This window comes from Pseudomonas sp. S2_E01, assembly GCF_054668365.1.
Map to the genome: position 1 here is coordinate 5,384,757 of NZ_CP162762.1, position 26,825 is coordinate 5,411,581.

Genomic DNA, 26,825 nt, shown 5'->3' on the forward strand with positions numbered 1-26,825 from the left:
GGCCTTGCCTGCCGCGATTTGAAAAGAAATACATGATTATCGACCTCTACGGATTCGGCCCGGCGCTTGCCGCTGGCGCGCTGATGACGGTAAAACTGGCACTCTCGGCCCTATGCCTGGGGCTGGTGCTGGGTTTGCTCGGCGCCCTGGCCAAGACTTCCCCGTACAAGCCCCTGCAATGGCTTGGCGGCACTTATTCGACATTGGTTCGTGGCATCCCGGAACTGCTCTGGGTGCTGCTGATCTACTTCGGCACGGTCAACCTGATGCGTGCCCTGGGTGAGTTCTTCGGCAATCCCGACCTTGAACTCAATGCCTTCGCTGCCGGCGTGATTGCGCTGGGGCTGTGCTTCGGTGCCTATGCCACTGAAGTGTTTCGCGGCGCAATTCTCGCCATTCCAAAAGGTCATCGTGAGGCCGGCGTGGCCCTGGGCCTGTCGAAGTGGCGAATCTTCACCAGGTTGATCATGCCGCAGATGTGGCGCATCGCCCTGCCCGGGCTGGGCAACCTGTTCATGATCCTGATGAAGGACACCGCATTGGTGTCGGTCATCGGCCTGGAAGAAATCATGCGCCACGCGCAGATCGGCGTGACCGTGTCCAAACAGCCATTCACCTTCTACATGGTGGCCGCGTTCATGTACCTGGGCCTCACCGTACTTGCCATGGCCGGCATGCACTTCATGGAAAAACGCGCCGCTCGCGGCTTCGCGAGGAGCACCCAATGAACTGGGAAGTCATCATCAAGTGGCTGCCGAGACTGGCTCAGGGCGCGACACTGACCCTGGAACTGGTGGCCATCGCAGTCATCGCCGGCCTGCTGCTGGCCATCCCGCTGGGCATCGCACGCTCGTCGCGCCTGTGGTGGGTGCGGGCTTTTCCCTACGGCTACATCTTCTTTTTCCGTGGTACGCCGCTGCTGGTTCAACTGTTCCTGGTCTACTACGGCCTGGCGCAGTTCGACGCAGTCCGTAACAGTTCGTTGTGGCCCTACCTGCGTGATCCGTTCTGGTGTGCCACGGCGACTATGACCTTGCACACCGCCGCCTACATTGCCGAAATCCTGCGCGGTGCAATCCAGGCCATTCCGCCGGGAGAGATCGAAGCGGCGCGCGCGCTGGGCATGTCCCGCAGCAAGGCATTGTTCTACATCATCCTGCCCCGTGCGGCGCGCATCGGCCTGCCGGCCTACAGCAACGAAGTGATCCTGATGCTCAAGGCCAGTGCCCTGGCCAGTACCGTGACGCTGCTGGAACTGACGGGTATGGCGCGCACCATCATTGCCAGGACCTACTTGCCGGTGGAGATCTTCTTTGCCGCCGGCATGTTCTACCTGTTGATGACCTTTATCCTGGTGCACGGCTTCAAGCAGCTGGAGCGCTGGTTGCGCGTCGATGCCTGCCAGGGTCGTTGATGGCGATGTTCTGACGGGCGAGGCTCTGCTCGCCCGCTTCATGGCGCTGGATGCTTTTCTGGTCGAGCATCAGGCGCTGTGGAAACCCAGGCCGTTCACTCATCTGCGACTTCCTTGGGAAGCGTCCTACCCCGAGATGGCCGCACGGCTGCGTGCCAGGTCATTGGAAGCGGCGGACAGCGCGCATAACCAACCCGCGTTTCTGGAACAAGCACCTGAGCCGTTTGCTTCGCTGGCGGCGCGATCCATTGAACTCAGCGCAGTGGGGCAATTGCCAGGGCACACCCTCGAAGCAGCCGGGCATCGGTTAAATGTCGATGTTCCGGGGCGCAAATGGCAGCAGATCGCGGCGTTCGCCAGTCGGTTGTCGTTCACCAGGCCTGCAACACACTGGCTGGATTGGTGCTCCGGCAAGGGCCACCTGGGGCGACGGTTGCTGCAACCCGGTCAGGATCTCACGTGCGTTGAATATGATCCGGCCCTGGTTGTGAGTGGTCAGGCCCTCAGCGAGCGTCATCATTTGATTGCACGGCATGTCGAGCAAGATGTGCTCGCCGCCGAGGTGGCCGCTTTATTGAGCGCAGACCATACGCCAGTGGCGCTGCACGCTTGTGGCGATTTGCACGTGCGACTGATCCAGCTCGCCAGCGCCGTGGGCTGCAAACAACTGGCTGTTGCGCCGTGCTGCTATAACCGGATCGGCCTGACGCACTATCAGCCGATATCCTCGGTGGCGACTCGCTCCGAGCTACAGCTCAATCTCGACGATCTCGCACTGCCGATGAGTGAAACCGTCACCGCCGGTGCTCGCGTCCGCCGTCAGCGCGACACCTCCATGGCACGCCGCCTGGCATTCGATCTGCTGCAGCGGCAACTGCGTGGTGTGGATGAATACATGCCCACACCATCGCTGCCCAGCGCCTGGCTGGATAAACCCTTCCCCGTGTACTGCCATCATCTGGCCGCACGCAAGGAGTTATCCACAATCGGAACCCAGGATTGGCCGGCCGTTGAAGCCGCTGGCTGGAGGCGATTGGCTGAAGTGCGCAACCTGGAGCTCGTGCGCGGACTTTTCCGTCGCCCACTGGAGCTTTGGCTGGTGCTGGATCGAGCACTTTTCCTCAGACAGCAGGGTTACACCGTTCGCCTCGGAACCTTCTGCGAAACGCCGCTCACGCCACGTAATTTCTTGCTGCTCGCCGAACGCGATTAATCCTACGCAGCCTGTGGATAACTCTGTTGATTAAAAATCATGGATCCAATCTATTCGCCTGTTTCACTGCTGAAACCAATCTGTTCAATTTTCGTACATGGGTAGAAAAAACCGCAAAAACAGTTATTTGCGGTCAAATGAGAACGGATCCACATTTTCGCGCGGCGTCAAGTGCAACAGACATTCCGTTGTGCATAAGCATTAAGCCAAAAGAACATAAACCACCCGGAAATCCTCGACTATTGTTGCCAAACGTCAGAACTCACTGACGCTTAAGGACAGCAAGGAGCGAGAAAAAATGAGCACATTGAACAGTGCGCAGGAAGCCGTCGACACCGTCGCCAACCAAGCCATTTACGCCGCGTTGCAACAGACCTTCGCCGTGGGTGGTGCCATCATCAACAACGGCACGGGCGAACTGATCGCCGCGATGCACAACAACGTGCTGATGCCGTTTCCCGGTAACACCACGACTTTCTTCCTGCCCCACGACCCCACCGCCCACGGCGAGCGGCAACTGGTGGACTGGTATTACCAGAATGCGGCGCGGCTGAGCCTGCCCCCACCCAATCAGTTGACCATCGTCACCACGCTGGACCCCTGCGCCATGTGCGCCGGTTCACTGCTGACAGCAGGATTCAACGTCGCCGTCAGCGCGATCGATGACTACGCCGGCATCAACTACAACAGTCAGTTCAACTTTCCGACGCTCCCTCCGCAAATCCGCCAGCAAGCGCAGAGCACTTGGGCCTACTACGCCATTGCAGCGCCGGTCAGCCGGGCGTATCAGGGTTCGACCAGCCCGGTGTTCGGTGGCCAGAGCATCGATTCTGCGGCGTTCTTTCTCTGCAGCTCAATCTTCTCCGCCAGCGTCAACACCGTGCGCGACGCAAGCAACAACAGCGGCCTGCCACCCGATCAGCTGAAAAACCCCGCCACCTTGCCCGCCAACAGCAAAGTCCGCCAGGCACTCACGGCCCTCAGCCCGTTCGCGCTGACCGTTCAATCGGCCAACCCACGCGACCCCGGCGCCGAACTCGCCCCGCCACTGCTCAAAACCGCGCAACAGAGCAAGGTGTTCAACTCGGTGGCACTGATCGATCCATTCGGCAACCTGCTGGTGTGCCAGGGCGGAGCGGAGTACCAGTCGCCGATTCGCACAGCCTTCATGGAAACCACCCGCAACTACGCGGTCATGCGCTGGACCCTGATGAACGACCCCGACCCGGCCGTGCGCGCTGAAGCAGGCGAATACCTGACCCATCCCAAGTACGGCACCTTCGTTTTCCTCTACGCCCCCGACCCGACAACCCCGCAAGCCGTCATGACCTTCGGCGCCTACGGCTCCACCATGGAAGGCCCGGTGCCCCAGGGCTATCCGTCGAACCTGCAATACGTGCTGCTGCCAGGCAACACCACGGCACAAACGTTATCGACACTGGCCCAGAACCTGCCGCCGTTCTACACGCAAAGCGTGCAGGTCGCGCCCGCCCAGGTGCTGAGCCAGGACTTGATCAACGCGGTCAAAAACGGAGTCTAATCCACCCCCGGCCGGCCCCGCGCAAGCATCCGCGAGGCCGGCCCGACACCCACGTAAAAATAGTCTGAATTCAGGGGTTTACAGAAGCCGCCCAATCGCTATAATCGTCGCCCTAACACGCCGGTATAGCTCAGTTGGTAGAGCAACTGACTTGTAATCAGTAGGTCCCGGGTTCGACTCCTGGTGCCGGCACCATACAAGGTTCCATAGAAAGCTTTCAAAGTCTCTGGAACCCCCGAAAAACCCGCCTTCTGGCGGGTTTTTTCGTTTTGGCGTTCCGTCAGATTCCGTCAAAATCTGTTGGATTCCGACCGTTTTAGGGATAGATATAGGGGTAAGGTCATTCGATAAAGGGAGGAGTACCCTTATGTCGCGCACCACTGCACCACTCTCCGATTCGGCTTGCCGCGCAGCCAAAGCCACCGACCGCGCCTACAAGCTTTTCGACGGCGACGGCCTCTACCTCCTCGTCCAACCCAATGGCCGTAAAGGCTGGCGTCTCAGGTATGTAAAACCTGATGGACGCGAAGGACTGACTTCGTTCGGCAACTACCCCGTGGTTGGTCTCGCCGATGCGCGCCACAAGCGCCTGGAGCTCAAGCGGATGTTGGCGGAAGGCATCGACCCCATAGAGTCCAAACACCAAGCTAAGACGCAGGCCGCAATCCAAGGCCGAACCTTTGAAAGCGCGGCACTGGACTGGCACAAAGCGATGTCTGCCAAATGGGCACCGGGCCATGCCAAGACGGTTCTGAGCCGCCTCAAAACCCATGTCTTTCCACTGATCGGCGCTCGCTCTATTGTCGACTTGGACACCCATGACCTGATGCAACCTCTGGAAGCGATCCAGGAGCGCGGCACAATTGACGTAGCTTTAAGGGTACAACCTGCAAAGCATCATGCGCGAGGCGAAGCGTGCTCGACAGATCGCGGCAAACCCTGCCTCCGACCTTGAAGGTTTGATCAAAGCCCCGAGGGTTGTTCACCGCCCAGCGTTACCCTTATCGCGTCTGCCTGAATTGCAGGAGCGCATTGAGGGATATAACGGCCGCGTACTTACCCGGCTGACGGCCATGCTCTCGCTGCATGTGTTTGTCCGCTCCAGTGAACTGCGCTTTGCCCGTTGGAACGAATTTGACCTCAAGCGCGGCACCTGGGAGATTCCCGACACCCGTCCCGCGTTGGACGGCGTCCCCTTTTCCACAAGGGGTACTAAAATGGCCGGGGATATCCATCTTGTACCCTTATCGCCGCAAGCCGTGGCCCTGCTTGAACAGATCCACGTCCTCACCGGTAAATTCGACCTGGTGTTTGCAGGCGATACCAAGCCCTGGAAACCCATGTCTGAAAACACGGTGAACAGCGCGCTTCGAAAGATGGGCTACGACACCAAAACCGAAATCTGCGGCCATGGCTTTCGTTCGATGGCCTGCAGCGCACTGATCGAGTCAGGATTGTGGTCGGAGACAGCCATTGAACGGCAGATGAGCCACAAGGAACGCAACAACGTCCGCGCCGCTTACATCCACAAGGCCGAGTTCATCGAGGAGCGCAGGCTGATCATGAACTGGTGGAGCCGGTACCTGGAGGCCAACAGGCAAGAGCATGTCACTCCACACGAATTCGCGAACCAGACCGGAGTGAACGTCACTCGCCTAAAAGCAAAACGTGGCGCAACCGAGTAAGCGCTCGGTCTTCAATTCGCAGTGATCCGCTTGTCCACGCGGGTCCATCCAAGCAGGGCTGCAAAGCCGCCCTGCTTGGATGGACCTCACTTAAAAAATCTAAAGCCCACACAACTGTCTGTGGAAAACCACTGATTTCCACCGGTGGATAATTTCATCCACAGTCGCAGAACTCCCGAAAATTGGAGTCTTGACCCGAATTATCCACAGGCGTAGAAAAGATCGGGCAAAGCGCTGTCGTCGACAGCAACCCAGGTAGCCAGAACCTTTAAGGCTACGCCACACCGTGGTGGTTCTCCCAAAGTGCGATTAGCGTCCGGTAGCTCGCACGGTCACAGCGATGTGATGGATGCCCACTTCTACCAGAGTGCCCACTGCGGCAACTCATACTCCTTTTTAGCTGCCCTGCAGCAACCTATCCGCTTGGCCATATCCTTGCGCCAACCTGCGCCCGTCTCTTTCTCCCGGAAAGAGACGGGCGCTCCTACCGCTGCTGCAGCCCAACTCGTACAAGGCTTTGCGGCATTCCCCCTCGTGACAATCGGCGTGACAAACACCGAAATCACCAGCAACAGCGAAGCAGATGATGGTGCCGCAGCCCACGGAATGGACTGCACCTGACTGACAGTCAGGCACGCCCCGGTCATCGCTTCACTGCCTTCACCCGATTCAGGATCTCGCGGCATTGGTCTCGTCAGCCAGTGCAGCCTCCACCCGCCCACTTCTTCAGAGGTGTTCAGGAGGCCAGGTCATGAGATGCCCAAGCTCCCGGTCGTAAAGAGCCGCCAGTCCCGCGTTAGTGGACAACCCTCACAGGTCGCAGGGGCCTTGATCCCTGATAACACTCAACATTCGTGGCGGGATGACGTGGGGAAAGTTTCAAAGATTTGGCTTCGACAGGAGTTTGATCATGGCATTGGTAGGTAGACGGGATGGGCGGAATTTTGGATATGGACGGCAACTGAGTTATGCCGGGCCACAGGCGTTGCGCGATCTGTTTGGCGGCGGGCATTACGGCACGGTCAAGGCGCATAGTGATCGCTGGCAGGCGTTTGTTCGTTGATGTCGGTCGGAGGATGGGCCGGGGTTTAACGATGCGCGACAAATTGATCGGCAGACCTTGGTGGACTACGCCGAACATCTGCGACAGCAAGTTGAACATGGTGAGATTGCCATCGCGACTGCGCAAAACCGGTTGTCCAGCGTGAACCGGACCCTCGCCGCACTACGCGGTGATCAGTATGTGAAGGTATCGAGTCCGAGCAAGGCGCTGGGCATGCAGCGCACAACAGTCCGAATATCAACACCGCAAGGCCAGGCTCTTGAACAGGTTAAGGGGGTCGTGAACGCACTGTGCGAACACCAGCTGCCGCGCGCCGCAGCCATTGTGCTATTGGCCCGATCCACCGGCATGCGCTTGCGCGAGGCCGTCTTGGCCGACCTGCCACGCTTGAAACGTGAAGCCGAACAATTCGGCAAGATTAACATTCAGGACGGCACCAAAGGTGGCCGCGGCGGTGCAACAGCACCTCGCAGGATCAGGGTGGATGAGCATATTCGCGAAGCACTCATGCACGCCGAACAGGTCACACCCGGTGGTAGCCGCAACCTGCTGGCACCAAACGAAAGCTACCTCGATTTTCAACGGGAAATCGTCCGCCCCGCACGGGACATCCTTCATCAGTACAACCTAAAAGGCTTCCACGATTTGCGTGCAGCCTATGCGTGCGAACGCTATAAACAGATCACCCACCACCTAGCGCCCATCAACGGTGGCGGGTGCACGCGGCTCGATCCGCGCCTTGATCGAGAGGCAAGATTACAAATCAGCTATGAGCTGGGACACGGTCGAATCGATGTGGTCTCGGCATACATCGGTGGTCGAGTATGAGTAAACCCATCGACATGGAGCTTTTCCTAGCAGGAGTTCTAACCGGGTCGCATGCCAGTCGCGAGCGCCACCTACGCCAGGCAAAAGCCATTCAAACAGCGATCTCTGATCGCTGGCACCGAGATAACCCATGGACTTGGAGGCGAAAGCATCTCATTTGGTATCTGACACAAGCACTGCGACATCATAAAAAATCAACAGTGACCTACTATAGGTTGACGCTGAAGCTGATCATCACACGCTTAGATAAACCCTGGGTTATCTAGGTACAACTGCCCCCCTTCAGCCATCCGCTGACTTCCAGCAATAAAAATAGTGTGTTGTTTCACATAGCTGAATTATTCTTGTCTGCGTGCAGCAGGAGGAGAGTAAAACCTCCAAAAAAAGCACTATCCATGTGAGCATGGCACTACCCCCAAAGCGTAAGTTCTAAAGCGCCACAATCGCTAGCACATAAAAATCGTAACATTTTGTAATATTGGCTTTATCCACTAAGCCAAAAGGATGAGGGATTTATGGATCACGAATACTCATTACTAGGCGGCGTGAACCGTGCACAAATAGGGCGATATATAAGCATTGCAGCCGCAGCAATTTCAGGCGCGATAGTTTTTCTCGTTTTGTCTGCAATAGATATTGCCAAGAAATTCGGACTGCCAGCCAACCTTCCTCCAACTGTACTTTCGCTAATTAGTGCGGGCACAGTATTCACTGTGCTATATATGATATTCAATAAATATGCATGGTGCTGGAAATATTTTTCTATGTTTTTAAAAGTCCCAAATCTCAAAGGATCTTGGGACTGTAAAGGCTCGTCACTTTCAGTAGATGGCAAAGAGATATACTCATGGGACGCTGAAGTTACGATTTTACAAAGTTGGGACAAGATACGAATTAGACTTAAAACCTCTCAATCTGGATCTAACAGTATTACGGCAGCTATAGTGCATGACGAAGCCGAAGGCTTTAGACTGCTCTACAACTACAAAAATGACCCAAAACTAGGCGAGCCGGAGTTACATAGCCACATTGGCTTTGCAGACATACTCTTCAGCAAAACATTAGATACAGCGGAGGGTGAATACTACAACGGTTACGGCCGGCAAAGCTTCGGAAAACTAAAACTTACTAGGAGCAAAAAATGACAGATATCAATCAGCGTTTATCTAGATTACGTGCTCGTAGAAACGGGACCGATCGCTTCGACCATATAACACAAGACGCAAAGGATTTCATCAATAACAAAAGTAGAACAGCTGAAGCATGGGAACGCAGAAGCAAAGACAAACCTTCAACTACTTATGCTCTTGGTGCTATGCAGCCAGTTGACGCAGATTACACGAGAATCAGTTTAGAAACAGCTGAAAGAGTACGCAACCAACTATCTACCCGCTTACAGACCATCGGCATCCCTACTGAATATCGACTTCAAGGATCTGTTCCCCTTGATGTCCATATTAGAGGTGTAAGCGACGTGGACTTACTTACATTAAGGACCGATTTTTTTACATTCGATCCCGCAGGTATAGTTAGCACACGCGGCGGATATAACCTCTCATCCCGCAACTCAAAAGAGGTCCTGATTGAGCTACGAGCGCATAGCGAACGACAATTGAGGCTGGCATTTCCTGCAGTGAACATTGATTCATCCGGTGGTAAAGCCATCAAGCTTACCGGAGGATCACTTCCACGCCCTGTAGATATAATTTCATCGCACTGGTTCAACACCACAGCCTATCAAAGCAGTAACACTGAACATGATAGAGCCGTAACAATTTATGATAAGGCAGCCGATATCACAATCGATAACTGGCCATTTACCCACATTAAATTGGTCAAAGACCTATGTGATACAACCGGAGGCGGTCTCAGAAAGGCCATAAGACTTTGTAAAAGCGTGAAGGCAGATATCGAGGAAGACGGGAGAAAAGTTAACCTATCAAGCTTCGACATTACAGCATGTATGTACCACGCCGATATGCAACAGTTCAGAAATGGCGTGGCATATGAGCTGACGATACTGGCTGAGGCACAGCGATTCCTGGACATTCTTTGGCAGGACAAAGCGTTCGCAAGGACGTTACGAGTCCCAGACAAATCAAGACTAATTTTTGATGACGAGAAGAAATTTGAAGGACTCCTTGCACTTTCCGCTGCAATGGATGAACTACTGATACAAGTAGCAAAGGAGAATAGCTTCCTTTTGGTTCTTAAAGAAAAACCTGGACATGCCGAGAGTCGGAATGTCTTAACGTCTATTTATGTGTGAAAATCTCTATGATAGACGCAAGCATTATTAGGCTACTTGAGTCGATATCCAAAAATTCAGGTTCATCATTTACCGGCCTGGGTATTATATTTTATCGTGAGCTAAACGCTTTACCCATATCTGCACTTGGAGATGAAAGCCTTTTTCAGCCTGAGCTTCCAATCGTTGGAGAGGACGCTATTGCACAGACATTAATGAAAATATCTCAAAAAGAATCTGACTGGCATGATGGCTTTCACCTTATTGAATACCCAGCCTTCAAATTAACGCACATTTGTCAGTACGTAGCTCCTAGTTTCGATCTGTTCAGCGAGCCATATCCAGGCGCTTTACCGGTTGGTGCTCGCCACAAATCAGCGATGGCAATGTCAAAAATAACATTCGTAGAGTGCACTGCTCTAATTAGCAGTACCAACTTTATAGAAATATTTTCGGATGGAACCCGGGACTTAACATGCAGAACTTAACCTTATCCTCTGACGAATTATCGTCACTTAAAAAAATCTTTGGCACGCTAACAGTTCTACTCTTCTTAATATTTGCGACAATTAATACATCTCCCCAGGAACTCCCTGACGCAACTCAATGCTTTAGATGGATTTCCTCCAGCATCACTATCACATCAGTTCTATTTTTCCTGTTCTACAAATTAGTTTGGAAATTTTGGAAGATCCCCAAATGGCTGGGGCGGCCAGTGCTTGAAGGAACGTGGATAGGCGAGCTTTCTTCAAACTACAAGATAGATGAGCGTAACCAGGCACTTGTACTACCAATTGTTTTTATAGTAAAACAGTCATATCTTACTCTTTCAATCAGAAGCCTAACCGAACACCAGGTTGGAGAATCAAAAGTAGAAGCGATACTTGAAAACAAAAAAACGGGGATTTTCCGTTTAGCTTATGTATATGAGTTACAAAACGAATATCAAGGTAGAACGACACTTATCAACGGCGCGGGCGATCTTCAACTATCAAATTTAAACTTAAAACTAAGTGGAAGCTATTGGACTAGCAGTCCTACAAACGGCGTGATACGCCTCCGTAAAATCGCTTCAAAAATCGAAATTCAATCATTCAAAGATGCAAAATCTCTATGGCCAAACAAATCCGACTGGAAAGGCTATTAAGAGAAGCTAACAATAAACCCACACCTTTAAATGGCATATATGCTGCACCCCATAGCGACGCCAAACATTTTAAAGAACCTAATCTCCGACTACCAGCTTAATAGGGGACAATACAACTTGAACATTACACTGAGCCATCTTATTAATATTGTTTATCAAGCTCAACTTAGTAAAATATGACAAATTATTTGGAAAGTCCGCGTGCTTATCTTCTGTTATTGCAAAACCAATGACCACCGTAGACTGCCCCAGCTTGAATGTACCGGGAAACTCTTTAGGCCACTTCTTCCTAATATTTTCTCGAAACGTTGCACTTTTCTTGAAGGTTTCAATGGCTACAGAAGCCTGATTAAAAAAATATGAAGACTTACTCCCCCAAGTATTTTTAATATGATAAAAAGTTTTCGTTGCACTATCAAATAAATCAGCAAGCTCTAATTTATTTTGTCCGTTTTTTAGATATACAAAGTCTGCATCAGTACAAAGAAAACCTTTATTATCAGCCGCAAATTCGTTGTACTTCCCTTCCTCTTTATAAATTCGCTTATCCCAATCAGGCAGAATACCTTGTCTCACTTCGATATTCGCTATTTCTTCATCAATATAGCTTTGGATATCGTCCAATATCTCCAGCCATTTCCCTCCTAACCTTATGAAATTCTTGTTGCCAATAGTCTGTTCATAAACACAAATTTTGTCTATCGGCACACGCTCTAAGATTGGCTCTCCGCTTTCATCCTTTGAAGTAAAGTTGATCTTCAATACACTTTCAGCATCAAGGCCCGCAGGATCTATTTTTTCAAAAAGCCTATCTTTTAACTCATCAATATCTAAACAATTCAAAGTTACAGATTTTCCGTTAATATTCACCCTAAAATTTTCGCAACTGCTTTGCTTAACAAAGTCATCAAGCTCCAACGAGATTGTTGTCGTACCCTCAGGTACGCACAGAAACTCAGCAAGCTCGCTAAGAAAATCGGAATCCAACTTCTCTTTTATTTTTTCATCAGAAACCTGCTTAAAAGTTTTAGGAAATTTAACGTTTGGTTCCCCCCTTAACACGACTTCAATATCAGCGATTATCTCATCGATTTTTTTAAGCCCACGCTCTGTCCTAACAACCAAAGAGGATCGACCGGAAACCTTATACTTTTTACCTTCAAATACAGAATTACCCTCCACAAACCGCAACATCCTAGAATAATTCTCCGTATCAAAGTTTGGATTATATCCTTTGACTGCATGGTATAGTTGCTTAATCGCGCCACTCAAAGCCCTTTGATGGAAAGACGTTATACTATTTGCATCTGTTATTAACCGTACGGCGACCTCCAAACCAAAATCATCATGATAGAGATCCTTTAAATATTTGAACGCATATCCACCACACACTGCATACAGTTCATCTTCTCTTTTCTGTAGAAGCATGAAACTGTTACTTATATTTTTCACTTCACCCACTCCAAAATCTTTCTTCAGATGCACTGACCAAGACGGTGTGGATTGTTTATCTTTCAATAGAAGAACGGTCGTATTCCCCCCTCATATTCTTTTATAAAGCCTTTTCTGATAAGCGAGTCCACATCAAACTCGCCTGGGGTTTTAATTTTATAAATAGATATTTTCTGGCTTTCTTTTCTCTGTCTAGGCTCTATCATTGGTATCGGATTCCATTACCATACCCATAGAAATTTAAATCAGCTTATTAGGGCCGAAAGTCTTCGGACATGTGACATCATTTTTTGTGCTCAACGAGTGTGCCACATGAAGCTGGCCGGCGAAAAAACGTAACGCCAGAGCGAAATTTGATTAAATACACCATGCCCCCTTCGCCATCATACTTTTGTTTATTCGAGTATAGATGGATCGGGCAAAAAAGCTGGCAACCCCACGTTTCAGTTCCGCCACCCACATCTGGGATATAGATCCCATGCGGCTGAAAGTGAAGCTAAGGATATTCCATGAGGTAGTAACTAATAGCCTCATGTTAAAACAATATATAAATCATGTGCTTGTTGAGCGATTCGACTCCTGGTGCCGCACCATACACAATAAAGCCCTCGTAGAAATACGCGGGCTTTATTGTTCCTAGATCGTCCACTTTTTTGTCCAACACCGGAATCTTTGGGAACGGGCCTGCTCGCTATAAGGCCATAAACCCCACCGACGATCTGCCGGGCCGGGGCAACTGGAGCCCTTCCCAAAACACCAACAACTAAGCAACCTCAACCCAACAGCAGCATCATCACGACCACCGGTTGCGACCGCGGTGTAAAGAACGTTCCCAACTCTCCTCACTCCCGAATATCTTCGGGGGCTTCTATTAGCAATTTAGATTGCCAAGCCTTCGGTGTCATGCCCTCAGCCTTCACGAATGTGCGGCAGAAGTGAGATTGATCGCTGAAGCCGCATTCCAGTGCTATTTCTGTGAGCAACATCGTGGAATCCTTCAATAACGCTCTGCTCTTCTTGACCCGCTGTTCACGCAGCCATCGCTGCGGGGGCATTCGGGTGCTTTCCTTGAACATGCGTGAGAAGTGACTGCGCGACAATGCGCACGCTTCGGCGAGTTCGGTCACTGAGATGCCGGTATCCAGCCTGCCGAGCATCAGTTGTTTGGCAGTTTTTATCTGCCAGGATTTGAGCTGCCCTGTCGACGCCAGTGTGAGCGTCGCCAGCACGGTAGATTGGTCCTTGTTCATACACATCCATTCTTCCAGGTAACAGGATGCGAGCGCCTGGCTCGAACAGCGCTGGGCACTGGTAATACCCAGAGGTTCCAGGCCAGGCTCGTTGACTCGGTTCAGTCGATTGCGCACCCTTCGCAAGTCTGTGAACAGCCCCCAGGGCAGGGGCTGGCGATGGCTCAGACAGATGCAGCGACAGGCGCCAGGGTGGGGCCATGCTGAACGCGCTCTGGCGCTTTGTGCACCATGGTGTAGGCGTAGTCGACGCCCATGCCATAGGCACCAGAATGTTCCCTTACCAGTTCCATTACGGCGTCGTAGGTGTCGCGGTTCTTCCAGTCCCGTTGCCATTCCAGCAGCACTTGCTGCCAGGTCACCGGTACCACGCCGGCCTGGATCATGCGCTGCATGGCGTAGTCGTGTGCTTCTTTGGTGGTGCCGCCGGAGGCGTCTGCAACCATATAGATTTCATAGCCGGCATCGTTCATTGCCGACAGGGCGAAGGTGGCATTGCAGACCTCGGTCCACAAGCCGGAGACGATGATCTTGTTGCGGCCATTCCTCTTGAGTGCATCGCGTACCTTCTGGTCATCCCAGGAGTTCATGGAAGTGCGCTCAAGCAGCGGGGCGTCCGGGAACACAGCGAGTAGCTCGGGGTAGGTGTGACCTGAGAAGCTTTCTGTCTCGACCGTGGTGAAGGTGGTGGGGACATTAAAAATCTTCGCTGCCTTGGCCAAGGCAACGGTGTTGTTTTTCAGCGTTTGCCGGTCAATGCTCTGAACGCCGAAGGCCATCTGTGGCTGTTGATCGATGAAGATCAGTTGGCTATTGAGCGGAGTCAGGACTTCAGTTTTAGGATTGTTCATTTTTGTTTCCTTTCAGCTTGATGATGTTCAATCGAACAAGTCTCGGGGCCCGCACCTTGCAGGCATTACCGTAGCCACGAGCGCACTCCTCAGCGTCGTTGCTTGAGGACGAGCAAAAGATAACTAATCAAGACGCCTGTCGGTGGCGCATTTTTGCGCTCATGGCGGCTCATTTATGAGCCATCAAATACGCGTTCACACTGCTAGCATCCGCCCATTCGGATCAAGCCGGTCCGTCATGTGCAGGAGGATGCAATGTCAGCTTCACAACCGTTCAACCAACAGACCGCCTACTGGGGCGTTTCCTGGGAAGAGGCGTATGGCTATCCGCAGGCACGGCGGGTGGGAAACGAGATCTACGTGTCAGGCCAATTCAACCATGACGAGGAAGGTAATCTGGTAGCCCCGGCGCCGTTGGACGCCGACGGCAAGCCCAGCGACTTCTCTTCGATGGGAGAGCAGATGCGGGTCTCTTACGACAACATTTCGAAGCTGCTCGCCTTGTATGGCGCAACGATGCAAGACGTTGTCGAGGAAACGCTTTATGTGCTGGACATGGACGCTGCGTTCGCGGTGGTCGGCAAAGTGCGCAAAGCGGCCTATGGCACTGAGCGGCCTCAGTGCGCGAGCAATATCATTGGGGTGTCGAGACTTGCCCAGCGTCCGCAGCTGATTGAGATCGTGTGCAAGGCCGTGATTGGCGCCCGAGACATCTAAGCTGCACTCCCGGTTTCGATCTAGGAGACCGGGAGTATCAATTGCCCTTCGACCAAGGGCTTTTGACTGGCCACCGCAGCGGCGCAGAAGGTCATGAATGCTTTGACCCGCCACGATTTTCGAATGTCCTGGTGAGTCAGCAGCCACAACTCATCCTGAAGCTCTGGCACCACCGGGCCGGCGCGTACCAACCCTGGGGTTATGTCGCCCAACATGCAGGGAAGCAGTCCAAATCCCAGACCCGCCGCGATTGCAGCGCTGGCGGCTGCAACAGAATCGGTGCGGTACGCGATGCGCTCAGCAGCGACTCTGCTTTCGACATAGCTTGTCGCCTTCAAACCGCAGAGCGCTGCAGAGTATGACACCCATGCCTGGCCCTCTTCGAAAAGCGGCAAGCCAGTCACCTGTTTGGCGCAGCAGTAAGGTGCCCAGGCAATGTTCGCCAGTTTACGTCCCACCAGGCTTTCTGCAGGCTTTCTCGTCGCTCGAATCGCGATATCCGATTCATCCCGGGCGAGGCTAAGGGTTTCATTGCCCACCAGCACCTCGATGGTGATCCCCTCGTTCAGGGCCTTGAAGTCCGCGATGATGGGGGTGAAGAAGTACAGCAGCAGCGAGTCGCTGGTGGTAATTCGAAGTTTCCCGAGGGGGCCTTGGCCTGAACGTGAAACACGCCGCGTGACGCTGACGATATCCAGCTCCACTCGCTCGGCGAGTGCTCGCAATTCAGCACCCTCGGCGGTGAGCAGATACCCTGATTTGCGGTGATCGAACAGCGCGATGCCGAGCGTTCGCTCAACTTGAGCAACTCGGCGCGAAACGGTGGATACATTGATGCCAAGCTTCTTGGCGGTAGCCGAACGATTGCCGCAATCACTGAGCGTCTTGATGATGCGCAAGTCGTCCCACGAGAGCTGATTGACAGCCTCGCCTACGTCCCACTTCGTCCCATCAGGGGCAGCCGGAGCTTTTCCAGTTAGCGATTTCACACAGTCGGTTCCAGATGCGAAGGCGCTGATGATACGAGAAGGGGTTGGGTGAAGCAGCCACATTCTTGCCCATACAAAACAAAGCCCCCGTACTTCTACGAGGGCTTTGTTATTTCCAGGCTCGGAACAATCAGTGCCCGGCGCTCTGCCCACCATCCACGTGCAGGATTTCCCCCGTCACGAAGTTGGCCGAGTCCAGGTACACCACCGCCTGCGCAATGTCGCTGATTTCGCCCATGTGCCCAACCGGGTGCAAGGCGCCCAGTGCCGTGTGGGTTTCTTCGCCGTGCATCGGCGTCTTGATGATGCCTGGGCTGACCGCGTTTACCCGGATGCCGCGCTTGGCGTATTCGATCGCCAGGGATTTGGTTGCGGCGTTCAGGCCGCCTTTGGTCAGCGAGGCCAGTACCGATGGCACGCCGTCGATGGCGTGGTCGACCAGGCTGGTGGTGATGTTCACCACGTGGCCGCTGCCGTGTTTTTCCATTTCGGCGATGGCCAGTTGAGTGATGTAGAAGAAGCCGTTCAGGTTTACCGACAGCACGTTGGCGTAGTCTTCGGCGGTGTACTGGGTGAACGGTTTGGCGACGAAGATGCCGGCGTTGTTGATCAGGGTGTCGACGCGACCGAAACGTTCGATGGCTTCGCGGATGACTTTTTGCGCGACTTCCGGGTTACCGATGTCGCCGGCCACGGTGAGGATGTCCGGGTCGGTGGACGGTTTGATCGAACGCGAGGTGGCGACGACTTTGTAGTCCAGGTCACGGAATGCCTTGACCATGCCTGCGCCCAGACCTTGGGAGGCGCCAGTGATAACGATGACTTTTTTCGAATTGCTCATGATGAACCTCTGCAAATAAAGAAATGATTTAGAAAGTAATCAGGCTTCGGCGGGGGCCTCGGCCATTTGTCTCAACATCTGTTCGTAGTACTCGACCGATTGCGAACCCGACACCAGGTGACGACCGTTGAGGACCATGGCCGGGACCGAGTTGATGCCGCGCTGCTGGTAAAACCCTTCCAGTTCACGCACTTCCTGGGCATACGCCCCGCTGGCCAACACTTCTTGCGCCGCGGCTGCATCCAGGCCGGCTTCGGCAGCCAGGCTAACCAGCGTCTGGCGGTCACTCGGGTTCTGGCCGTCGGTGAAGTAGGCGCGCAGCAGGATCTTCTTCAGTGCCACCTGCCGCCCCTCCTGCAATGCCCAGAACAACAAACGATGGGCATCGAAGGTGTTGTAGAAATGGCTGCGCTTCTCCAGATCGAACTTGAAACCGAGGGCCTCACCGCGAGCGATTTGCATGGCCTTGCCAGCTGCCACGTCTTGCGCGGTGCGTCCGTATTTACGCATCAAGTGCTCGACGGCTTTTTCGCCTTCGGCGGGCATGTTCGGGTTCAGCTCGAATGGCTTGTAGGTCAGCTCAACCGAAATCTCACCGGCCACATTGGCAATCGCTTGCTCCAGTGCCGTTGCGCCCAATGCGCACCATGGGCACACCACGTCGGAGATGAAGTCGATGGAAACCTGCGCCGTCACGACTTGCCCCCCTCTTCCGTCAGCTGTTTTCGATACTCAGTGGTGGTAATCCCGGCGTAGCCCCAGTTATCGGTGTCGACTTCTTCGATCACGATGTGGGTCAGGTGCGGGTCCTTCTTGAGCACGCGTTGCAACGTCTCTGTGATTTCGGCGATCACCTGAGCTTTCTGCTCAGAGGTAACGCCGTCGCGGGTGATGCGTACGCTTACAAATGGCATGAGGAAGATCTCCAGTGACCTGCTCATCGGGATGATGGGTAGGTGTTGGAGCTAAATGTAGGCGTGTGGGGGATGGGGATAAAGGTGGGGGCGGGAACATCATTAGTTACGTGGTGTAATCGGTTATCTCCAGCAAGAAAAAATGCGTAGAGAAAAGATGGTCAATCGGCTCGCCTTTGACTTATCTTAAATTTTAGATAAACGCTCAAGGATAAATCATGGCCATTCAATTCTTCGAAAGTCCGTTCCATGTCACCCATGATGATGAGGTCGCCAGCAAGATGGCTTTGAAAATGGAGCTGTCGATGTTCATCACTGACTGCCTCAAAACGCTCAACCTCAAGCAGAGCGAAGCGGCGACACGGTTGGGCATTGCGCAATCTCGCGTTTCAGAACTGGCCACCGGCAAGATCGAGAAATTCACGATCGATGCAATGATGGACATGCTGGATAAACTGGGCTTTCGCAGCACGTTCACTCTGTCGATCAACGATACAAGAGGCTTACCTGGGATCGTCATTTCTCGGGTTCAATCGGCGTAACAATCCGAACCACTCTTCTTGCGGGATAGCCCTGTCCACGATTGCGCACATCACTCCCTCGCGCTAATTTCAAAGCGTCGCTGCCAAATCAGCGACCGGGCCTGAGAACTCGAATTTCGATACAGGAACCACTTGGAGTTCTTCTCATGCATGCCCGCAATCTGTTCATGCTCTCAGCCAATACCTGCTCAAGCTTTGCCCGCCTCCCAAAAACCGGAGGTGCCCAATGACCTGCCCCATCGATCTGAAAACCATCGGCTACACCCCCTTCTGCTACCACGACAACGAGCCACTGTTCCGCGTCTGTCGGGATGTTCCCATCATCAGCGCGCTCTCCCACGCCTCGGATCTGCTGCACATTTCCAAGCTGCTCGCAGCTGACGCCGCCATGGTTCGCGACAGCGACCGCCATGCCTGGGCGTCGCATTTTTTGCAGGATATGAGTAAGGCGATCATTGATGATGTGGTGAAGGTGCTGGAGGCGCCGATGCATAATCGGGGCGAGTAAAAGCGCGTATATCTCTGTAGGAGCGAGCCTGCTCGCGAAAAAACGTCCATACAACGCAGGCATTCAGACGACCCGCGTCACCGTTGACCTCCATCGCGGGCAAGTCCGCTCCCACAGGTGCTGTGGCAGACTCGGTAAGTAGGGTGCTCAACCAATTTTTTCGCGAAATGTGCCCCTCCCGAGACGAAAAAAAGCCCCGAACCAGTCGGGGCTTTCTTCTATCACCGAGCAATCATCAGAAGATGTTGATCGGGTAGTCCACGAACACACGCAGTTCGTTACCGCTGACGTTGTATTCGCTGGATTTCTGCGACACACGCAGAACCGAGCTACGCAGTTTCACGCTCAGGTCTTTGGCCGGGCCGCTTTGTACGACGTACTTGAACTGGTTGAAGATCTCGCGCTCGGTGCCGCCTTCGCTGGTGGACGTGGTGATGTTGTCACCGCGTACGTAGGCCACGTTGTAGCTCAGGCCGGGAATGCCGAATGCACTGAAGTCCAGGCCGTAGCCCAGTTGCCAGCTGCGTTCGTCTTCGGCGTTGAAGTCGGACCAGTAGGAGTTAGCCAGGTAGATGGTGTTGCCGCCATCGCCCACACGACCTTGATCCTTCTGGTAGCCGCCGTAGGCGTAGCCCAGGTTGCTGTCACCGGTGCTGCGCTGGTGCGCGATGGTGAACGAGTGCGGGCCGGTAGCGAAGGTAGCCGCCAGGCTCCAGATTTTGTTGTCGTCGCCGGTTACGCCGTTTTCGCGGACGTAGGAATTGTCCAGCTTGGTCCGGTAGCCGTTGAAGTCCAGGGTCAGGGACTGATCCTTGTCGATCGGGAACACGTAGTTGGCGTTGACGTATTGCTTCTTCAGCACGTCTTCAACGTCGGACGCATACAGCGCAGCCTTGAACTGTTCGGTGAACTGGTAGCTACCGCCCAATACGTTGATCGACTTCAGGCCACCGCTGTCGCGACCTTCGGCACTTTTGCGCGATTCAGCAGTGAAGCGACCGGCGTTCAGCTCCAGGCCCTTGATCTCTTTCGAGGTGATCAAAGTACCGGTGTAGCTTTCTGGCAGCAGACGCACGTTGTCGTAGCTCAACACGGGCAGTGCCGGCATTTGGTCGCCGTAGGTCAACACGGTGCTGGAAAGACGGAACTTGACCGCGGCGCCGCCCTTGGACAGGTCATCAGCCGCGTTGCCGCTGTCGCCCTTCTTGAAGAAGTCGATGCCTTGTGCGCCAGTGCGGCCCTTGCCGCCATCCAGACGCAGCGCGTACAAACCGAACGCGTCCACACCCACACCTACGGTGCCTTGGGTGAAACCGGAGGAGAATGTACCGATTGCACCTTGACCCCACTCGGCTTTATCCGGGCGACCATCTTTGTAGTCACGATTGATGTAGGCATTGCGCAGCAGCACTTTAAGGCTGCTGTCTTCAACAAAACCCTTGGACTCGGCTTGGTCGTTGGCCATAGCCGAAGTAGCGCTCAACATCCCCAGAGCGATCAGACTGATTCGCTTATTTAACATTTTGTTTTTTTCCTGATTACGGGTGGATACGCGCTGTGTCGAACGGCTGAAACGGCGCTGATGCACTCTTTTTTCACCTCGAAACAAAAAGGCCCGCCCACGAAACATCGCGGCGGGCCTTTTTATTATTTTGAGTCATGGCGGTTGGCCACAGGCGTTGGAGGGCATCCTAGTCGGGCCCGGAAGTCTGTGTCAATTTCATGAATCGTCTGAAGATAGGCGCAAAAGCTATAAGCGCCGTTGAAATGAAGGGCTCACAGGCTCAGACATAAAAAACGCCGCCATCCTGGCAGCGTCTTGATCAATCCGTTGTTTATTCTTCTTATCCTTCTATCACATCCCACAACGCATCCAGTTCCGCCTCGCTGAACAAACCAGCAGGGTAACGCTCGATCATTGTCCGGCGCGGATCAGGTTCCCTGATCTGACGCGTTCCATTGGACTTCAACCAGTGCGCCAGAACCTGGAGCGATTCGCTGTTTACTGCCAGGGGGTGCGGTGCCCGCTTGCTCATCAAGTTCATTTCAGCGTTCATGTCCGCGCTCTCTCCCGGTTCGTGAGCGGCTAACTTATCCAAGGTTTATGACAGAACATCGAAGCTCTCCCCCTCCCCGTTTCACTTCATGACAGATACAAGAGCTGTGCCAAGGTGTCGCGACGGTCAGCAGACGGATACAAAAAAGCCCGCAGTCCTTGCGGGCTGCGGGCTTCTGGCCGAAGGTCAGGGATAAACCTTTATCCGACCGATTTTGTAAGGATCTCAGGCTGTTACGCCTGCACTCACTCTTTGTGCGGCGCGGGTTGTTGTTGAGTAAGGCAATGGATATTTCCGCCCCCCAGTAACAGTTCACGACCCGGGACCATGACCACTTCGTGCTGCGGGAACAGGCTTTGCAGAATCTCCTTGGCCGGCCCATCCAGCGGGTCATCGAAGCTCGGCGCGATAATGCCGCCGTTGACGATCAGGAAATTCACGTAGGAACCGGCCAGGCGAACCGACGGATTGCGTTCCTGGGTGCCGTCCACCGGATCGACACCGGCACATTCCTCTTCGGTGGCGTACAGCGGCCCCGGAATCGGCATCTTGTGCACCGTAAACGGGCGCCCCTGTGCATCGGTGCTGCCTTGCAGCACTTTCATCGCGGCCTGGCAGCGAGGGTAGTTCGGATCCTGCGGGTCGTCGGTCCAGGCCAGCAAGACTTCGCCCGGACGCACATAGCAACAAAAGTTATCCACATGGCCGTCGGTTTCGTCGTTGAACAAACCGTCCGGCAGCCAGATGATTTTGTCCACGGACAGCTGCGCGCTGAGCACCGCTTCGATCTCTTCACGGCCCAGGTGAGGGTTGCGATTGCGGTTGAGCAGGCATTCTTCAGTCGTGATCAGGGTGCCCTCGCCGTCTACGTGAATCGAGCCCCCCTCCAGCACGAAGCCTTCGGTGCGGTAACGCGGGCTGCGCTCGATTTCGAGGATCTTTCCGCCGACCTGCGAGTCGCGGTTCCACGGCGAATACAGGCCACCTTCAAAACCACCCCAGGCATTGAAGTCCCAGTTCACGCCACGAACTTCGCCACTGTTGTTGATGACGAACGTCGGACCGGTGTCGCGCACCCAGGCATCGTCGCTGGACATTTCCACGACGCGAATATTCGGCACGTCCAGGCGCGCACGGGCATTTTCGTACTGGCCGGCGGATACGGCGACGGTCACCGGTTCGAACCGGGCAATGGCCTTGGCCACCGCGACGTGAGCGGCTTGCGCCGGCTTGCCACCCAGGCGCCAGTTGTCCGGACGCTCGGGCCAGATCATCCAGGTCTGGGTTTGTGGGGCCCATTCGGCCGGCATGTAGAAACCGTCGGCGCGGGGGGTGCTGTTTAGTGTGGTCATGACGATCAGGACTCCAGAGAACCGTCGAGGGTTTTGATAGCACCATACAGGTTCGGACGGCGGTCGCGGAAGGAACCCCAGGCGCTGCGGATGTGCTCGAGCTCATCGAGGTCGAAACGGTGGACCAGCACGCCTTCCTCGGTTGTGTCGAGTTCCTGGACTTTCTCACCGAACTGGTTGGCGATGAACGACGAACCGTAGAAGGTAATGTCGTAACCGTCCTGTTCTTCGTTGCCGATGCGGTTGCTGGCGATCAGCGGCATCAGGTTGGCGCCGGCATGGCCCTGTTGTACGCGCTGCCAATGATCACGGGACGAAATGGTCTTGTCGTGCGGCTCACTGCCGATGGCCGTCGGGTAGAGCAGAATTTCCGCGCCCTGCAACGCCATGCTGCGCGCGCATTCCGGGAACCACTGGTCCCAGCAGATGCCCACGCCGATTTTCGCGTAACGGGTGTCCCACACCTTGAAACCGGTATCGCCCGGGTTGAAGTAGTACTTCTCGTGATAGCCAGGGCCGTCCGGGATATGGCTTTTCCGATAAATCCCGAGGTTAGTGCCGTCGGCGTCGATGATCGCGATGCTGTTGAAACGCGCGCGGCCCGCCAGCCCATAAAAACTGATCGGCAGCACCACTTGCAGCTCTTTGGCGACCTTCTGGAAATGCTTGATGGCGACGTTGTCTTCAACGGTCGTGGCCAGTTGCAGGTAATCCGGGTTGGGCTTCTGGCAGAAGTACGGTGCCTCGAACAGTTCCTGGATCAGGATGATCTGCGCGCCCTTGGCCGCAGCCTCGCGCACCAGTCTTTCGGCGGTTTCCAGGTTGGCTTCCAAATCCCAGGAACAGGCCATCTGGGTGGCGGCGACGGTAACGATACGGCTCATGGATCATCTCCGGGCAAGTGCGCGACGATTGGGCATGGTTCATCCACGCCTCGGTATGTGCGACTTTATAGCCGATAAATATCGGTATTAGAAGCGAAAACCATCAGTAAGCCGAAAAAAACTCGAAATAAAACCGATAAATATCTGAATAATCACATCCCCTGTAGGAGCGGGCTTGCCCGCGATGGCGGTGTGTCAGTAAAGAATTCATCAGCTGACACAACGCCATCGCGAGCAAGCCCGCTCCCACAGGGTCTGTGGAAATCCAGAAAAATTGGTTACAACCCCTCCCCTAATACATTCGAAAGCATGTCCACGAAGAAATCCACACTCCGGCGCGAAGTCACCATCGGTGGCTTGATCTTGAGCACGTTCAGGTAATCCCCGGTCGGCTGCATGAAGATTCCCAGTTCGCGCAGGCGGTCGCACAACGCCGTGGTTTCTTCGGTGGCCGGCTCCAGGGTCTCGCGGTTGCGGATCAACTCCACGCCCAGGTAAAAACCGGAACCATGCACCGCGCCCACCAACGGATGGATATCGATCAGTGCTTCAAGTCGCTCTTTGAAGTACCCGCCGACAACCTGCGCGTTTTCCCAGAGCCTTTCTTCTTCCATGACATCCAGCACGGCCATACCGACTTGGCAGCTCACCGGACTGCCGCCAGCCGACGAGAAGAAGTAGCCCTCGGCCTCCAGCGCTTCGGCGATTTCCCGGCGGGTGATCACCGCACCCAGCGGCTGACCGTTGCCCATGCCTTTGGCCATGGTGATGATGTCCGGCACCACGCCCTGTTCTTCAAAGCCCCAGAAGAAATGGCCCATGCGCCCGTAACCGACCTGCACTTCATCGGCGATGCACACACCGCCCTGGGCGCGGACCAGGCTGTAGACCTGTTTGAGGTAATCCTTCGGCAGCGAAATGCCGCCGGCATTGCCATACACCGGTTCGCAAATGAAACCGGCCAGCGGGCGGCCTTGCGCGGCGATTTTCGCCAGGTTGTGTTCGACGCTGCGCACATAATCGGGGGCGCTGTCGGGGCCGCGGAATTCACCGCGATAGGTGTTCGGCGCTGGCACCGGATGCACCCAGTCGGGACGGCTGCTCAGGGCCTTGGGGTTGTCGGCGATCGAGGTTGAAACCGCATCCGCGCCCACCGTCCAGCCGTGGTAGGCCTCGAGCACGCTGATGATGTCGCGCCCCCCGCTGTAGGCCCACGCCAGACGGATTGCCAGGTCATTGGCCTCACTGCCGCTGTTGACCAGGAACACCCGGTCCATGGAGTCCGGCGACAGCTTCAACAGACGTTCTGAAAACTCCGCCACCGCTGCATAGTTGAAACGCGAGTTGGTGTTGAGCAGCGACCACTGGCGGGCCGCCACCGCGGCCATGCGTGGATGGCCATGACCGAGCACCGCAACGTTGTTGAGCATGTCGAGGTAAGAGCGGCCCTGCATGTCGATGAGGTGATTGCGCCAACCGCGCTCGATGCGCGGCGGATCGACGTAGTAGTGCTTTTGCGTGCGGGCGAAGCTGGCATCGCGGCGCGCCAGCAGGGTTTGCGCATCGAGCTCTGCCGGTGCATCGCAGGCCAGTCCCAACAGCGCGGCCGGAGAGGGGCACAACGCCTGCCAGGCCGGCGCTCGGGTCGGCGTACAAAACAACGGCGCGTCGAGTGAAGTACCTCGGCACAACTGCACCCGCAACGGCCCGCTGACGGTGCCTAATACCTGGCCTTTGACCAGCGCCGCGCCACTGTGGAGCGAAGGTGTCACGCCCCACAGGCGCACGCTCAGTTGAGGACCATCGAGCTGCAGCACACCGGACGCCGGTTGGTGAACCATCCCGGCAAAAGGCGATTCAACGGCGGTGCCGTGGGGCACACGCAACTCGACATGCAACGGGTAAGTATCCGGCTCGTTGGCGCTGTCCGGTCGCGTGCGGGACAACCGATACTGCCCGTAGTGGCTGGCCGCCAGACCGTGAGCAGCAGCCGCTTCGTCCAGCAGGCGCTGATCGATACCGTCCTGCTCCCAATTGCCAGCCTCGAAATGCGGGCTCAGGACACCCAGGTCGATCAAGGCAAATTCACGCCCGACCAGGCTGGGCAGCAACGGCGCAAAATTTTCGCTGCCGATCTCCGGCAGGCGCAGCCCCACGGACGTGAGGATGGCGGCTTCCATCAACGCCATGGGCAGCGAGGTGGCGACACGGAAAATTTCCCATTCGTGGGTCAGGTTGTCACGGCTGTATTGATTGCCGGGATCAATGCTGACCTGCTGTTCACCGCTGAGCACCAGCACGGCAGCCCGCGCAACGATCAACGGCCACAGGGCCAGCAATTCTTCCTGTTGCAGCGGATTGACCGCGTGATAGGCCTGGATCGCCGGCAAGATGTAGAAAGGGTCGCCATTGGCATGGTGCAGCAGCGCCGCGCAGGTTACCGACAAGTCGGTGATGCGCCAGGTGCGGATCAGGTCGCCGAAGTCGATCACGCCCTGCAATTGCCACTGGCGTTGCGCATCACGCTGCCAGACCACATTGTCATCGGTGATGTCCATGTGGATGGCCTGTACCGGCAACTTGTCGACCAGTGGCCGCAAGGCCTGATCTGCCTGCGCGGCAGCTTGCGCGATCAAGGCGCGTTGCTCATCGTCCTTGATCACCGGCAGCAAGTGCGCGATCAACGCATTGGCGTGGCGGGCGTCCCATTGCAGGGTGCGCTCCAGGCCGGCATGGCTGAAACCGGCCAGTGCCAGATCCATTTCACCGCAGAGCCGGCCGAAGCCGGCCACCACTGACCTCGGCAAATGCTCCAGCGCCGTGAGCGGCTGCCCCTCGATGTACTCGAGCAAACGCACATGCACCGCTTGCCCTGCGATCTCCAGCGAGAGCAGATCAGCGCCGGTCCGCGACGCTATCACCCGCGGCACCTGCACCTGTGAGTGCTCAGCCACATGCTTGAGCCCGGCGTGCTGGGCTTGCAGCTCCAGCGACGAATAGTCGCCCCGGCAAATTTTCAGTACAAAACGCCCTTCGGCGCTGTCGACGCGAAAGTTAAGGTCCTGCTGGCTGCCAAGAGACTGCAGGCGACCGCTCAGCCCGTAATGCCCCTCGAGCAGCTCTAGCGCTTGCGCCGCAGACACCTGCGGGCTGGGCAAACTGGCGCGATGAATCAACGTGGCGAGCGGCATGGAACGACCCCTGAAATGTTATTAGGCGCTTATATCGCCACTGCGCCGGTCGATAATCAACCCCCATAGTACGGACCAAATCTCAAATAGCTTTCACATCGCTATTGCACCTCTGGTCTGCTGCCGACAAGCTATGCTC

At 55.0% G+C, this 26,825-nt stretch carries 22 protein-coding genes, 1 tRNA gene and 2 pseudogenes; 13 read left to right on the forward strand and 12 right to left on the reverse strand.

All coding sequences use genetic code 11. From position 1 onward, the window contains the following. Positions 1-32 precede the first annotated feature (32 nt). The 10 genes and pseudogenes from AB4O36_RS24805 (at position 33) to AB4O36_RS24850 (ending at position 11,138) form a co-directional block, all read left to right on the forward strand. Positions 33-728 (forward strand): ABC transporter permease, encoded by a 696-nt coding sequence (locus tag AB4O36_RS24805; protein WP_460118983.1) that lies wholly within the window; start codon positions 33-35, stop codon positions 726-728. Beyond that, a complete protein-coding gene (locus AB4O36_RS24810; protein WP_460118985.1) occupies positions 725-1,414 on the forward strand; it encodes an ABC transporter permease in 690 nt (229 codons plus the stop codon). The genes AB4O36_RS24805 and AB4O36_RS24810 overlap by 4 nt, the downstream gene beginning before the upstream one ends. After that, entirely contained in the window at positions 1,395-2,627 is a 1,233-nt protein-coding gene (locus AB4O36_RS24815; protein WP_460140488.1) for a methyltransferase, read from the forward strand. Before AB4O36_RS24810 ends, AB4O36_RS24815 begins: the two co-directional genes overlap by 20 nt. A 298-nt stretch (positions 2,628-2,925) precedes the next feature. Continuing rightward, positions 2,926-4,167 (forward strand): nucleoside deaminase, encoded by a 1,242-nt coding sequence (locus AB4O36_RS24820; protein WP_460140489.1) that lies wholly within the window; start codon positions 2,926-2,928, stop codon positions 4,165-4,167. A gap of 119 nt (positions 4,168-4,286) precedes the next feature. Next, a tRNA-Thr gene (locus tag AB4O36_RS24825) sits at positions 4,287-4,362 on the forward strand. Positions 4,363-4,534: 172 nt separating this feature from the next. Further along, positions 4,535-5,852, forward strand: a pseudogene (locus AB4O36_RS24830) (tyrosine-type recombinase/integrase). Positions 5,853-6,762: 910 nt separating this feature from the next. Beyond that, positions 6,763-7,743: pseudogene (locus tag AB4O36_RS24835) on the forward strand (integrase domain-containing protein). 515 nt (positions 7,744-8,258) lie between these two features. Then, a complete protein-coding gene (locus AB4O36_RS24840) occupies positions 8,259-8,888 on the forward strand; it encodes a Cap15 family cyclic dinucleotide receptor domain-containing protein (protein ID WP_460140490.1) in 630 nt (209 codons plus the stop codon). Beyond that, positions 8,885-10,012: a hypothetical protein gene (locus AB4O36_RS24845; protein ID WP_460140491.1), complete on the forward strand. Its 1,128-nt coding sequence runs from the start codon at positions 8,885-8,887 to the stop codon at positions 10,010-10,012. Before AB4O36_RS24840 ends, AB4O36_RS24845 begins: the two co-directional genes overlap by 4 nt. 454 nt (positions 10,013-10,466) lie before the next feature. Beyond that, positions 10,467-11,138 carry a Cap15 family cyclic dinucleotide receptor domain-containing protein gene (locus tag AB4O36_RS24850; RefSeq protein WP_460140492.1) on the forward strand — a complete coding sequence of 224 codons (672 nt, stop codon included), beginning with the start codon at positions 10,467-10,469 and terminating at the stop codon, positions 11,136-11,138. A gap of 78 nt (positions 11,139-11,216) precedes the next feature. Here AB4O36_RS24850 and AB4O36_RS24855 read toward each other — a convergent pair whose 3' ends face one another. The 3 genes from AB4O36_RS24855 to AB4O36_RS24865 form a co-directional block, all read right to left on the reverse strand. Further along, positions 11,217-12,656, reverse strand: coding sequence for a TIGR04141 family sporadically distributed protein (locus tag AB4O36_RS24855; protein WP_460140493.1), 1,440 nt, complete (start codon positions 12,654-12,656; stop codon positions 11,217-11,219). 776 nt (positions 12,657-13,432) lie between these two features. Continuing rightward, positions 13,433-13,840 (reverse strand): helix-turn-helix domain-containing protein, encoded by a 408-nt coding sequence (locus AB4O36_RS24860; protein WP_460140494.1) that lies wholly within the window; start codon positions 13,838-13,840, stop codon positions 13,433-13,435. A 164-nt stretch (positions 13,841-14,004) separates the two neighbouring features. Next, on the reverse strand, positions 14,005-14,691 hold the full coding sequence (locus tag AB4O36_RS24865) for a hydrolase (RefSeq protein WP_460140495.1): 687 nt from the start codon (positions 14,689-14,691) through the stop codon (positions 14,005-14,007). Between the two features lie 255 nt (positions 14,692-14,946). On the opposite strand from AB4O36_RS24865, the gene AB4O36_RS24870 reads away from it, so the two are divergent. After that, positions 14,947-15,408 carry a RidA family protein gene (locus tag AB4O36_RS24870; protein ID WP_460140496.1) on the forward strand — a complete coding sequence of 154 codons (462 nt, stop codon included), beginning with the start codon at positions 14,947-14,949 and terminating at the stop codon, positions 15,406-15,408. A gap of 20 nt (positions 15,409-15,428) precedes the next feature. Here the strand turns inward: AB4O36_RS24870 and AB4O36_RS24875 are convergent, their stop codons facing one another. From AB4O36_RS24875 to AB4O36_RS24890, 4 genes are all read right to left on the reverse strand, one after another. Then, positions 15,429-16,397 carry a LysR family transcriptional regulator gene (locus AB4O36_RS24875; RefSeq protein ID WP_460140497.1) on the reverse strand — a complete coding sequence of 323 codons (969 nt, stop codon included), beginning with the start codon at positions 16,395-16,397 and terminating at the stop codon, positions 15,429-15,431. A 130-nt stretch (positions 16,398-16,527) separates the two neighbouring features. Next, positions 16,528-17,238 carry an SDR family NAD(P)-dependent oxidoreductase gene (locus AB4O36_RS24880; RefSeq protein ID WP_460140498.1) on the reverse strand — a complete coding sequence of 237 codons (711 nt, stop codon included), beginning with the start codon at positions 17,236-17,238 and terminating at the stop codon, positions 16,528-16,530. Positions 17,239-17,277: 39 nt separating this feature from the next. After that, on the reverse strand, positions 17,278-17,934 hold the full coding sequence (locus AB4O36_RS24885) for a DsbA family oxidoreductase (RefSeq protein WP_460140499.1): 657 nt from the start codon (positions 17,932-17,934) through the stop codon (positions 17,278-17,280). After that, positions 17,931-18,152, reverse strand: a complete 222-nt coding sequence (locus AB4O36_RS24890) for a tautomerase family protein (RefSeq protein ID WP_460119013.1) — start codon at positions 18,150-18,152, stop codon at positions 17,931-17,933. Before AB4O36_RS24890 ends, AB4O36_RS24885 begins: the two co-directional genes overlap by 4 nt. Before the next feature lie 218 nt (positions 18,153-18,370). Between AB4O36_RS24890 and AB4O36_RS24895 the strand changes: the two genes are divergently transcribed. Both AB4O36_RS24895 and AB4O36_RS24900 read left to right on the forward strand, forming a co-directional pair. Then, positions 18,371-18,694 (forward strand): helix-turn-helix domain-containing protein, encoded by a 324-nt coding sequence (locus AB4O36_RS24895; protein ID WP_460140500.1) that lies wholly within the window; start codon positions 18,371-18,373, stop codon positions 18,692-18,694. Positions 18,695-18,920: 226 nt separating this feature from the next. Next, the gene (locus tag AB4O36_RS24900) at positions 18,921-19,202 is read left to right on the forward strand and encodes a DUF3077 domain-containing protein (protein WP_460140501.1); all 282 of its coding nucleotides are present in this window, start codon (positions 18,921-18,923) and stop codon (positions 19,200-19,202) included. A gap of 235 nt (positions 19,203-19,437) precedes the next feature. Here AB4O36_RS24900 and AB4O36_RS24905 read toward each other — a convergent pair whose 3' ends face one another. From AB4O36_RS24905 to AB4O36_RS24925, 5 genes are all read right to left on the reverse strand, one after another. Continuing rightward, positions 19,438-20,724: an OprD family porin gene (locus AB4O36_RS24905; protein ID WP_460140502.1), complete on the reverse strand. Its 1,287-nt coding sequence runs from the start codon at positions 20,722-20,724 to the stop codon at positions 19,438-19,440. Between the two features lie 322 nt (positions 20,725-21,046). Further along, a complete protein-coding gene (locus AB4O36_RS24910) occupies positions 21,047-21,259 on the reverse strand; it encodes a hypothetical protein (RefSeq protein ID WP_460119023.1) in 213 nt (70 codons plus the stop codon). Positions 21,260-21,504: 245 nt separating this feature from the next. Next, on the reverse strand, positions 21,505-22,611 hold the full coding sequence (gene aguA / locus AB4O36_RS24915) for an agmatine deiminase (protein WP_460140503.1): 1,107 nt from the start codon (positions 22,609-22,611) through the stop codon (positions 21,505-21,507). 5 nt (positions 22,612-22,616) lie between these two features. After that, positions 22,617-23,495 carry an N-carbamoylputrescine amidase gene (gene aguB, locus AB4O36_RS24920; RefSeq protein WP_460140504.1) on the reverse strand — a complete coding sequence of 293 codons (879 nt, stop codon included), beginning with the start codon at positions 23,493-23,495 and terminating at the stop codon, positions 22,617-22,619. A gap of 278 nt (positions 23,496-23,773) precedes the next feature. Further along, a complete protein-coding gene (locus AB4O36_RS24925; RefSeq protein WP_460140505.1) occupies positions 23,774-26,686 on the reverse strand; it encodes an aminotransferase in 2,913 nt (970 codons plus the stop codon). Positions 26,687-26,825 lie beyond the last annotated feature (139 nt).